This is a genomic window from Pseudomonas sp. D1-1, assembly GCF_051132225.1.
In the GTDB taxonomy this organism is placed as follows: domain Bacteria; phylum Pseudomonadota; class Gammaproteobacteria; order Pseudomonadales; family Pseudomonadaceae; genus Aquipseudomonas.
This window is the reverse complement of the sequence record NZ_CP071676.1, coordinates 1,201,985-1,213,826: the sequence shown is the minus strand read 5'-3', so window position 1 is coordinate 1,213,826 and position 11,842 is coordinate 1,201,985. Positions and strand designations below refer to the sequence as shown.

Here is an 11,842-nt window from a genome sequence, read left to right as displayed (position 1 = left end):
GATTTATCCCCTCGCCACAAAGCGCAACGGTCATGGTCGCTCGGTTCAGAGTTCAAGCCACATGTGGATCTTGTCGAAATACTCATCGCCCACGCGAATCGCCATCGGTTCGAGCCCGTACAAAACGAAGCCGCTGCGCTGGTAGAGTTTGACGGCCGGGTCGTTGCCGGCGGTGACGGTCAGTTGCACCAGCCGCAGAAAGGCGTGACGACGGGCTTCGTCGAGGGCCGCCTGGACCAGTTGCTGGCCAAGCCCCCCTTGGCGATGGGCGGCGGCGACGTACATGCCGAACAGGGTCGCCTTGTGCCTGGCCTTCAACCGATGCTCCAGGGACAGGCCGACGATACCAACCGGTTCGTCCACCACGAACGCCCCGAGGATCACATCGAGCCGGCTGGTCAGGCGTGACTCCCACCAGTTGATGGGCAGCGTCGCCCGTTCACTGGCACTGGAGGTGAAAGCCTCTGGATGCAACTCATAGGCCTGGAGCATCAACTCCCGATAGCCCTGGGCATCAGCCACCTTCAGCCGTCGGATGTTCATGCCGAACGCCGTTGCTCAAGCATCAGTCGCAGCGCCAGTGCGCCGAGTACAAACCCCATGAAATAGCGCTGCGCCGCCAGCCAGGTCGGGTTGTGGACAAACCACGAGGCGATGCCGGCGGCGAACAGCGCGATCAGCAGGTTGACGCTGAAGCTCACGCTGATCTGAGTCAGCCCGAGGATGATGCTCTGGGTGAACAGCGAGCCGTGCTCCGGGCTGATGAACTGCGGAAACACCGAGAGGTAGAACACCGCGATCTTCGGGTTCAGGGCGCTGGTGAGAAAACCCATGGTGATCAGCTTGCGGGTCGAGTCCGCCGGCAACTGCTGGGCCTGAAAAGGCGAGCGAGCCCCCGGTTTCACCGCTTGCCAGGCCAGCCAGAGCAGATACAGCGCGCCGGCCCACTTGAGGATTTCATAAGCCATCGGCACTGCCAGGAACACCGCCGTCAGCCCCGCCGCCGCGGCGAACATGTGCACGAAGAAGCCCGCCACCACGCCAAGCAAGGAGGTGACGCCGGCCTTGCGGCCCTGGCAGATCGAACGGGAAATCAGGTAGATCATGTTCGGGCCGGGCGTGAGCACCATCAACAACGCGGCGGCGGCGAAAATCAGCAGGTCCGGCAATGGAATCATGGCGTCAGTCCTTGAGTATTGAATCAGCAAGTCGCGAGACAAGTGGCTCGATAAAACGGCAGGATCACCTCGCCTGTCAACGGCGCCAGCAACAAATCGCCGGTACCGGCCGGATCGATCCAACACACTTCCTCGATCTCGGCGGCGGGAGAAACCCGAGCATCGATGTCCAGCAAAAACACTTCGGCCTGCACGGTAAAACCCGGCTCGTTGGCGGCCGGCGCGCTGAACTGTCCAAGGTGACGAGCATGCGCCGGGTCGATCCTCAGGCCGAGTTCCTCCTCCAGCTCCCGAGCCAGGGCCTGGACCGGTTGTTCATCGGCTTCGATCTTGCCACCCGGTTGCATGAAGGCCTGGGTGCCGCGCTTGCGTACCAGCAGGGTCCGGCCGTCAGGGCCGATGAGCAGGGCGGCGGCGATACGGATAAGAGCAATGGTCATGGTCAAAAAGGCCTCGGGCAGAAAATGCCGGGGCAGATTACAGGGGCCGGCGGTGGGAGCAAAGCCTGGCCCAGATCCCCAACCCGACAAAGCCCCATTGTGGGAGCGAGCTTGCTCGCGATGGCAGTGGATCAGTTGAAAATATTTGACTGACACTCCGCTATCGCGAGCAAGCTCGCTCCCACAGGGAACCCATCGTCCGGCAGATTTTCATCACCCCAAAATCGGCTTCGGCACCGAAGGATCCGCTTCCTCCTCGGGGATCTTGACGAACACGCTGTACCGCGCCCCTTCCATCGCCTCGAAGGCGATGAGTTTTTCAATCAGCGGAGCACTCATGACCTTGCCGGCATTGAGCAACAGCATGCCGTTGTCGGCATTGAGATTGCGCGCCAGGACCATGCCGGCCGCCAGCTCGCGGGTAGTCACGACCTTCACCGTCGGGTCGGACAGGGTCACGTCTTCCAGGTATTCGCCGCAGGCCTTGATGAAGTCCTCGACCATGTTCGGGTCGTACAGCTTGCCGGCGTATTTGCGGATGTAGACCAGCGCTTCATCGCTGTTCATCTGCCGCTCCAGGATCAACCCACGCTGCAATTCGATGAAATCCACCGCCAGTTTCAACAGCCGCGAACCGAACGGAATCGCCTCGCCCTTGAGGTGATCGGGGAAACCGCTGCCGTCCCAGCGCTCCTGGTGATGGAGGATGATGCGCGCCGCGTCCTTCATCGGGTCGAGGGTCATCAGCAGCGATTCACTCTGCTTCGGATAGGCCCGGTACAGTTCCAGTTCGCTGTGGTGCAGCATGTCGGCGGGCGTGACCATCATGTTATCGGTCCAGCTCAGCTTGCCGATGTTGTAGAGGGCGGCGGCCATGGTCAGGTCGCGGTCGGTGGACTCGTCGAGAAAGTTGAGCCGGCTGTAGACCCGGATCAACTCGATGATCTGCCGGTTGGTCTGCTTGGCCTTGGGCAGGCGCAGGTTGGCGATCAGCGAGAACACTTCGGTGCCAGTCACGTAGCTGCGCTTGAGCTCTTCGTAGGCCAGGTCGAGCATATCGGCGGTCTGCTGCAGCTCGGCGGTGCGCGACGCCACGCGTTTTTCCAGCGTGGCGTTGAGGGTCTTGAGTTGCTGGTTCTGCTCGCGGTTCAACGCTTCGAGGCGCTGACGCTCGCTTTCCGAATGCTGGTGGGCCAAGGCCTGGCGCAGGGCCTGCACCAGTTCCTCGTCATTCCAGGGTTTGCTGAGGTAGCGATAGAGCTGCCCCTCGTTGATGGCCTTGGTCATCATGTCCACGTCGGCGTAGCCGGTGAGCAGGATGCGCAAGGTCGATGGATACAGCTTGCGGATTTCCGCCAGCAGCGTGGCGCCGTCCATGTTCGGCATCCGGGCGTCGGTCATCACCAGGTCGACCGGCCGCTCCTTGAGGATTTCCAAGGCCTTCGCACCGCTGTCGGCCAGCAGGATTTCATACGGCTGGCTGCGCAACAGCCGACGCAGGCTGTTGAGAATCGACTCTTCGTCATCCACCAGCAACACCGTCGGCTTCGCAGCAGGAACGTTCGACGACTGATCTTCCATTGGCACCCCCTCCTATTGACGATCACCGTTCTACCTTACCCCTGACAGACAGGCTAGTAGATAGCGGACATTTAGACACAATTCGCCACCATGCACCGCGCGGTTTCCTTGAGCCGACTATGCTGTACCTCATGAAGGGCCAAGTACAGGCCGAATACTCATGCCAGCGAAAGGGATATCAGATGTTCCCACGGTTCCATAGTCAGCATCTCGACGGTGCACGGCCATGAGCCTGCCGATGGATAGATCCAACCGGCGGATCCTGATCGTCGACGACACGCCAACGATTCATGAGGATTTTCGAAAGATCCTCGCCCCCCACGTGATCCCCGAAGACAGCCTGAGCAGCGCCGAAGAAGCCTTGTTCGGCGCACCGGTGGTGATCGCCGCCCAGAGTTTCGAGCTGGAGTCGGCATTCCAGGGCATGGAGGCCTTGAGCAAGGTAGAAACGGCCCTGGCCCGGGGTAAACCCTTCGCCATGGCGTTTATCGACATGCGCATGCCGCCAGGCTGGGACGGTCTTGAAACCATCGAGCGGCTGTGGCGCGTCGATCCCAAGCTGCAAGTGGCGCTGTGCACCGCTTATTCGGATTACTCCTGGGAGGACATCGCCGATCGCCTGGAATTGGGTGATCGCCTGCTGATCCTGAAGAAACCCTTCGACGCCATCGAGATCCGCCAGATGGCAAGCACCCTCACCGTCAAATGGCAGATGACCGAAGACGCGGCGCTGAAAATGGACATGCTCGAACGGGCGGTGGAGGAACGCACCCGGGAACTGGCCGACGCCAACATCATCGTGCAGAACAGCCCGACCATCCTTTACCGCCTGCGTGGCGAGCCGCCGTTCCCGTTGATGTACATCTCGCACAACATCACCAAGTTCGGCCATGTCGCGGCGCAACTGATCAGTTCGCCGGACTGGGCGCAAACCCTTATCCACCCCGATGATCAGGGCAAGGTCCAGGAGGCCATGGTCCGCGTCCTGGACCGCGACACGGTCGGGGCGTCCATCGAGTTTCGCATGCGCACCGGAGACGACACCTTTCGCTGGGTGGAGAACCGCTACATTCCTGTGCGCAACGAGCAAGGCCTGTTGCTGGAAGTCGAGGGCATCATCCTCGACATCACCGAGCGCAAAGTGGCCGAGGAAAAGATCGCCCTGCTCGCCCGCACCGATGGCCTGACCGGGCTCGCCAACCGCGCCACCATGATCGAACGCCTGCACCAGGCCTTCGCCGCCGCGCGCCGGGGAGCTGCGCCGTTTGCGATGTTCTACCTGGACCTGGACCACTTCAAGCGCATCAACGACACCCTCGGGCACCCCATCGGCGACCTGCTGTTGCAGGAAGTTGCGGCGCGCCTCAAGGGCTGTACCCGGGAAAACGACGTGGTGGCGCGCCTGGGCGGCGATGAATTCGCCATCCTGCAACTAGATGTCCACGAAGCGACGCACTGCGCCGCGCTGGCCGGCAAAATCCGTGACGCGCTGGTGGCGCCCTATTTCCTGGACGGCAACGATGTGCGCATCTCGGTGAGCATCGGCATCAGCCTGTACACGCCACAAAGCCTGAGCGCCGACAGCCTGATGGCGCAGTCCGACATGGCCCTGTACCGCTCGAAAGAGAAGGGCCGCAACCAATATCACTTCCACAACGAAGAGATCAATCAGGAAGTCACCGACCGGGTCGCCCTGGCCAATGACCTGCGCCAGGCCATCGAGAACAACGAACTGCATTTGCACTACCTGCCGGAAGTCGACCTCGGCACCGGCAAGATCCTCGGCATGGGCGTGCAGGTGCGCTGGAACCACCCCGAACGCGGCTGGCTGGAGCCGGCGGCGTTCATGCCTGCCGCCGAGAAAACCGGGATCATCATCGGCCTCGGTCACTGGGTCCTGGACCAGGCCTGCCAGCAGATGCGCCAATGGCGCGACCAGGGCATGGCGCCGCCGGTGATCGCCATCGACTTGTCCCTGACCCAGCTCAAGACCGGCCCGGAACTGATCTACGACGTGCTGCGCACCACCGCGCGCTGGGAGCTGGCGCCCTGGGACCTGCGCTTCGATGTCACCGAAGCGACCCTGGCCCAGACCAAATGGACCCACAACGACGTGCTGCCCCGCCTGTGCGAACTCGGCGTGCAGGTGGCCATCGATGATTTCGGCACCGAGTATTCCTCGTTCGATTATCTGAAGACCTACCGCGTCAACCATCTCAAGCTCGCCCAGCGATTCCTCGACAGCGCCAACGCCGATCCAGAAAACGCCACGACCCTGCGGGCGATCATCAACTTTGCCCGGGACGTCGGCATCGGCATCATTGCCGAAGGCGTCGAGACCCAGGAACAACGCACCACCCTGATGTCCAGCGGCGGCTCGATGCAGGCCCAGGGGCATTACTTCAGTACCGTGGTCGACAGCGACCAGGCGGCCGCACTGCTCAAGGCCGGTACCATCGTGCCGGTGGCGGACCACTGGACCCGGCCGGCCAGCCAGCTATCGGAGAGCAACCCATGAACCCCATGTCGGTACCTGCCAACCGGCGAATCCTGGTGGTGGACGACACGCCCGCCATCCACCAGGATTTTCGCAAGATCCTCAGCCCCAGCGCCGGCAATGACGATTCGCTGGACGACACCGAGAGCCTGCTGTTCGGAACACCGCAGGTCAATCGATTGCAATTCCAGATCGACTCGGCCTATCAGGGCGAGGAAGCGCTGGAGCTGGTCAAGCGCGCCCAGGCCGAGGGCCAGCCGTATGCGCTGGTATTCGCCGACATGCGCATGCCGCCGGGCTGGGACGGCCTGCAAACCATCGAACAGCTGTGGAAAGCCGACCCGCGACTGCAAATTGCCCTGTGCACGGCGTATTCGGACTATTCCTGGGAAACCATGTCCGAGCGCATCGAATTCGACGACCAGTTGCTGATTCTCAAGAAACCGTTCGACACCCTGGAAATCCGCCAGATGGCCAGCGCCATGACCTGGAAATGGCAACTGGCGCAAGACGCAGCGCGGAAGATGCGCAGCCTGGAGCGCACGATCGAAGAGCGGGTCCAGGAACTGCTCAAGGTCTCTCACCTGCTGCAATACGACGTCCTCACCGAACTGCCCAACAGCATGCTGCTAGGCGACCGCCTGACCCAGGCCCTGGCCCAGTGCCGTCGGCATGACCGGCAGCTGGCGGTGATGTTCATCGGCCTGGACCGTTTCAAGCGCATCAACAATGCGCTGGGCCATCCGGTGGGCGATGAGATGCTCAAGCGGGTGGCACGCACCCTGGCCACCGTGGTGCGTGAATCCGACTCGGTGTTTCGCTACGGCTCCGATGAGTTCGTGGTGATCCTCGGCGACGTCGCCGATCCGCAATTGATCAAGGGCGTGGCGGAAAAACTGCTCGCGGCGATCAACTCTCCACACCCCATCGACGGCCATGACCTGACGGTGACGGCAAGCCTGGGCATCAGCGTGTACCCGACTGACGGTTTCGACGCCGTGGCGCTGATCAAGAAAGCCGAGACGGCAATGCGCAACGTCAAGGAAACCGGCCCCAACGACTACCGTTTTTTCACCGAGGACATGAACCGCCGGGCACGGCAGCAGCAGACCATCGAATCAGGTTTGCGCCTGGCGCTGCAACGCAAGGAATTCGTGCTGCATTACCAACCCAAGCTCGATCTGACGAGCGGCGCGGTGGTCGGTGTCGAGGCGCTGGTGCGCTGGAACCGGCCCGACCAGGGGCTCGTCTTTCCGTCGGATTTCATTCCGGTGGCCGAAGACAGCGGGCTGATCGTACCGCTGAGCCAGTGGGTGCTCCAGGAAGCCTGCCAACAGGCCTGTCGCTGGCAAGCCGAGGGCATGCGACCGCTATACCTGTCGGTGAATGTCTCGGCGATCGATTTTCGCCAGCGCGGTTTCGTCGAAGGCATTGCGCGCACCCTCAAGGAAACCGGCCTGGACCCGACACAGTTGGAACTGGAGATTACCGAAAGCGTGCTCATGCAGAACATCGATACCACCGTCGCCACCCTCAAGGCCATCAAGCAGTTGGGGGTACGACTGGCCATCGATGACTTCGGCACCGGCTATTCGAGCCTGAGTTACCTGCAGAAATTTCCGGTGGACGTGTTGAAGATCGACCAGTCGTTCGTCGGCGACCTGAGCATCGACAGCAACGACGCGAAACTGGTGAGCACCATCATCAGCCTGGGCAAGAGCTTGAACCTGCACATCATTGCCGAGGGTGTGGAAACCCGCGAGCAACTGGCGTTCCTCAAGGCGCACCAGTGCGAGGAAGCCCAGGGCTATTACTTCAGCAAGGCCGTGGAGCCGCAGGCCTTTGCCCAGTGGATGGCGGCATGGGAAAAAAAACCGAATCCGTTTTCATGAGCAATTGAGTCCATAAACCGAAGTTTCAAGGAAAGCATCCCATGGCGTCACACGGACTGATTCTGGCTCTCTGCCTGCTTCTGGGATACAGCGTGACCACTCACGCAGAACCATTGGACGAACCGCTCAAACCCCTGCCCGCCGCGCCGGCCCTGGACCCCAAGCGGGTCCAGTTGGGCCAGCGGCTGTTCAACGACCCACGGCTGTCGGTCAACAACACGCTGTCCTGCGCCAGCTGCCATCGCCTGGACAAGGGCGGCGCCGATGACAAGCAGTTTTCCCTGGGCTTCGACGGCAAGCCGGTGGAGGTCAATACCCCTACCGTGTTCAACGCCAGCCTGAACTTCCATCAGTTCTGGGACGGTCGCGTCGATACCCTGGAAGAACAGGTGCACATCGTCGTGACCAGCCCCGGGGAAATGGGCAGCGACTGGAAAACGGTGGTCAAGCGCATCGCCGACGATCCGGGCTACGCCAGGGATTTTTCCGACGCCTACCCCGGCGGCGTGACCCAGCCCAACATCCAGGGCGCTCTCGCCGATTACGAGCGCACCCTGCTGACGCCGAATTCGCGCTTTGACCAATACCTGCTGGGCAACACTGACATTCTCACCCCCCGGGAAAAATTCGGTTACCAGCGCTTCAAGGAATACGGCTGCATCGCCTGCCATCAGGGCGTGAACATCGGCGGCAACATGTTTCAGAAGTTCGGCGTGATGGGCGACTACATCCAGGACCGGGGCAACCCCACCCGGGCCGACAACGGCCGCTTCAACATCACCGGCGACGAAGCCGACCGCCAGGTGTTCAAGGTGCCGAGCCTGCGCAACGTGGCCGTCACCGCGCCGTATTTCCATGGCGGCTCCGCGCCGACCCTGGAGCGCGCGGTGGAAGTCATGTTCAAGTACCAGCTGGGCCGTGAGCCGCTGAAAAACGATACCGAACTGATCGTCGAGTTCCTCAAGACCCTCACTGGCGAATGGGAGGGCAAGCCGCTATGAACAGTCTCTCCCGCCGCCTCGGCCTGGCTTTCATCGGCGTCTTGCTGGCCTCAGTCCTGTTGTTCATGTATATCGAATCAGGCGCCCAGCAAGCCGCCTCGCACATCGAATCGCGCGACTTGATCCGCCTGCTCAAGCAGCAGGACGGGATCTGGGACAACGAAGTGCTCAAGTCGCGAATCGCCCTGAGCCACAACTACGACCCGCTGGTATCGCCGCTCAATGAAATGACGCGCCTGTGGCAGCGCCTCGATGCCATCGAGGCGGAGCCGGGCCGCCATGCGCCCGAGCTCTGGTCGACCCAGCGCGACGAGTACCTCAAGGCACTCAAGGAAAAAACCCGCCTGGTGGAACAGTTCAAGTCCCATAACGCGGTGCTGCGCAACTCCCTGGCTTTCCTGCCCACCGCCGAAGACGATATCCAGCGCCAGTTCTCCCTGCTGTCCGATAACGACAAGCTTCGGCTGCAGAGCGCCACCATCGACACCTACGACCTGCTGCTCGCCACGCTGGAGTTCGCGCAGATCACCACCCAGGACCAGGCTGCCGAAATCCTGATGGGCCTCAACCAGCTGGATATCAACAAGGAGCGCTTGCCGGACGGGCTCGTCAGCTCCGTGGAAATCCTGCGCAGGCACATTGCGCTGATCCTGCGTGAGCAACCCTTGGTCAACCAGCTACTGCGCGATTTCGAGGCCGTCCCCCTGGCCGCCCGCCTGGACACCATCACCAGTCTGCTGGAAAAGGATCAGGAAAAAGCCGCCGCCAAGCATCAGCGCAACCACATTATGTTGCTGGTGTTCGCTACCCTCCTGGTGCTGATCCTGATCTGGCTGGCGGTTCGGCTGGTACGCAGTTTCGGCGAGATCAAGCGGGTCAACAGTGCGCTGCAAACCGCCAACGACGAACTCGAACAACGGGTCGAAGAGCGCACCCGCCAGCTCAAGGACACCCAGAGCGAACTGATGGACACCGCCCGCCAGGCCGGCATGGCGGAGATCGCCACCAACGTATTGCACAACGTCGGCAACGTGCTCAACAGCGTGAACATCTCCGCCGACCTGGTCAGCCGCAAGCTGCGCAGCAGCAAGGCCCTGGGGCTGGGCAAGGCGATGAACCTGATCAACGAACACAACCACGACCTGGGGCATTTCCTCACCGAGGACGAAAAAGGCAAGCTGCTGCCCGGCTACCTCAACCAGTTGGTGGAAGCCATCGCGGTGGAACAACAAGGCCTGACCGATGAACTGGCGCAACTGAGCAAGAGCGTGGACCACATCAAGGACATCGTTTCCACGCAGCAGTCCTACGCCGGCGCCAACAGCCTGATGGAACCCCTGGTGGTCAGCGAACTGCTCGAAGACGCCCTGCGCATGAACTCCGGAGCCCTGACCCGCCACCATGTAACGGTCATCAAGGACTACGGCGAAGTGCCGCGGATCATGGGCGACAAACACCGCTTGTTGCTGATCCTGATCAACCTGATCAGCAATGCCAAATACGCCATGGCCGGGGTTTCCAACCATGCGCGAAACATGACGCTCAAGGCCACCGTCGTAGATGATGAGACCCTGCAGATCAGCGTGAAGGACGAAGGCGAAGGCATCCCGGAGGAGAACATGACACGCATCTTCGCCCATGGTTTTACCACCCGTAAGGACGGCCACGGGTTCGGCCTGCACAGTTGCGCACTGGCAGCGATTGAAATGAACGGCCACCTCACCGCACACAGCGAGGGGCCTGGTACCGGGGCGACGTTTGTATTGCAGCTGCCCCTGAAACTCGCAGAAGGTGAGCCATGAACAGCCTGAGCAACCGGCGCATCCTCTTGATTGATGACACGCCCGCCATCCACGAAGATTTCCGCAAGATCCTGACCCCGGAGGACGAAAGCGACAGCGACTTGCAGGACATGGAAAGCGCGCTGTTCGGCGAGGCCCCGAAACCCGCCGCCACCGTGTTCGAACTCGACTCGGCCTACGGTGGCCAGGAAGGCTTGGCCAAATTGCAAGGGGCATTGGCCAAGGAGCTTCCCTATGCCCTGGCCTTCGTCGACATGCGCATGCCCGAAGGCTGGGACGGCGCCAAGACCATCGAAGAGCTGTGGAAAGTCGACCCGCAATTGCAGGTGGTGGTCTGCACCGCGTATTCGGATTATTCCTGGGACGAATTGCTCGACCGCCTGAACGGCCACGACCGTCTGCTCATATTGAAAAAGCCCTTCGACAACATCGAAGTCCAGCAGATGGCCAATACCCTGACCACCAAATGGGAAATGACTTCCCGTGCCCGTTTGAAAATGAACAAGCTCGAAGACCTGGTGGAGCAACGCACCCTGGCGTTCAAGCAGGCCAGCGAATTGCTGCAGATGGAAATCGACGAACGCAAGATGCTTGAAAGCCAGCTCGTGCAGTCGGAAAAGCTCGCTTCGCTCGGTCAGCTGGCGGCTGGTGTGGCCCACGAAATCAACAACCCGATCGGCTTCATTTCTTCCAACCTCGGCGCCTTGGGCGGTTACTTCAGCAAACTCGAGGAAATGCTCCAGGCCTACGGCAGCGCCGAACAGGCCATCGCCTCGCCAGAGCTGGCGATGAATTTGAAAAGCCTGCGCGAACAGGTGGAACTGGATTTCCTGGTGGAGGACATTCCAATACTGATCAAGGAATCCAAGGACGGCATCGCTCGCGTCGGGCAGATCGTCAAGGACCTCAAGGACTTCTCCCGCGTCGACTCCAGCCAGGAATGGCAGATGGCAAATCTGCAGCAGGGCATGGATTCGACATTGAACATCGTCGCCAACGAAATCAAATACAAGGCCGACGTGGTCAAGCAATACAGCCCTCTGCCGGAAGTCGAATGCCTGCCGTCGCAGATCAACCAGGTGATCATGAACCTGATCGTCAACGCCGCCCAGGCCATCGGCCCCGAGCGCGGCACCATCACCCTGCGCAACGGGGTCGAGGGCGACAACGTCTGGATCGAAGTCGCCGACAACGGCTCGGGCATCCCACCGGAAACCCTGCAGAAAATCTTCGACCCGTTCTTCACCACCAAACCCATCGGCCAGGGCACGGGGCTCGGGCTGTCGCTGTCCTACGGCATCGTGAAGAAACACCACGGCGAGATTACCGTGCGCAGCGAAGTCGGCGTCGGGACCACCTTTCGCGTGGAGCTGCCGGTACGGCAGATGAAGTTGGCGGGGTGACCTGTGGCGAGGGGATTTATCCCCGCTGGGCTGCGCAGCAGCCCCCTG

Annotated in this window: 9 protein-coding genes; 5 read left to right on the top strand and 4 right to left on the bottom strand. The window is 61.4% G+C overall.

What is annotated here, in order from left to right; genetic code table 11:
- Positions 1-45: 45 nt before the first annotated feature.
- From J3P86_RS05310 to J3P86_RS05295, 4 genes are all read right to left on the bottom strand, one after another.
- Entirely contained in the window at positions 46-543 is a 498-nt protein-coding gene (locus tag J3P86_RS05310; RefSeq protein ID WP_434699598.1) for a GNAT family N-acetyltransferase, read from the bottom strand.
- On the bottom strand, positions 540-1,178 hold the full coding sequence (locus tag J3P86_RS05305) for a LysE family translocator (protein ID WP_434602926.1): 639 nt from the start codon (positions 1,176-1,178) through the stop codon (positions 540-542). The genes J3P86_RS05310 and J3P86_RS05305 overlap by 4 nt, the downstream gene beginning before the upstream one ends.
- A gap of 23 nt (positions 1,179-1,201) precedes the next feature.
- Entirely contained in the window at positions 1,202-1,618 is a 417-nt protein-coding gene (locus J3P86_RS05300) for an NUDIX hydrolase (protein WP_434699596.1), read from the bottom strand.
- 213 nt (positions 1,619-1,831) lie between these two features.
- A complete protein-coding gene (locus tag J3P86_RS05295) occupies positions 1,832-3,199 on the bottom strand; it encodes an HD domain-containing phosphohydrolase (protein ID WP_434625810.1) in 1,368 nt (455 codons plus the stop codon).
- Positions 3,200-3,425: 226 nt separating this feature from the next.
- On the opposite strand from J3P86_RS05295, the gene J3P86_RS05290 reads away from it, so the two are divergent.
- From J3P86_RS05290 to J3P86_RS05270, 5 genes are read left to right on the top strand one after another with little or no spacing between them, the layout of a single operon-like run.
- Positions 3,426-5,717 carry a GGDEF/EAL domain-containing response regulator gene (locus tag J3P86_RS05290; RefSeq protein ID WP_434699594.1) on the top strand — a complete coding sequence of 764 codons (2,292 nt, stop codon included), beginning with the start codon at positions 3,426-3,428 and terminating at the stop codon, positions 5,715-5,717.
- The gene (locus J3P86_RS05285) at positions 5,714-7,588 is read left to right on the top strand and encodes an EAL domain-containing protein (RefSeq protein ID WP_434695735.1); all 1,875 of its coding nucleotides are present in this window, start codon (positions 5,714-5,716) and stop codon (positions 7,586-7,588) included. The genes J3P86_RS05290 and J3P86_RS05285 overlap by 4 nt, the downstream gene beginning before the upstream one ends.
- Positions 7,589-7,629: 41 nt before the next feature.
- Entirely contained in the window at positions 7,630-8,589 is a 960-nt protein-coding gene (locus J3P86_RS05280; protein WP_434699592.1) for a cytochrome-c peroxidase, read from the top strand.
- Positions 8,586-10,391 carry a DAHL domain-containing protein gene (locus J3P86_RS05275; RefSeq protein WP_434699591.1) on the top strand — a complete coding sequence of 602 codons (1,806 nt, stop codon included), beginning with the start codon at positions 8,586-8,588 and terminating at the stop codon, positions 10,389-10,391. Before J3P86_RS05280 ends, J3P86_RS05275 begins: the two co-directional genes overlap by 4 nt.
- Entirely contained in the window at positions 10,388-11,794 is a 1,407-nt protein-coding gene (locus tag J3P86_RS05270; protein WP_434699589.1) for an ATP-binding protein, read from the top strand. Before J3P86_RS05275 ends, J3P86_RS05270 begins: the two co-directional genes overlap by 4 nt.
- Positions 11,795-11,842 lie beyond the last annotated feature (48 nt).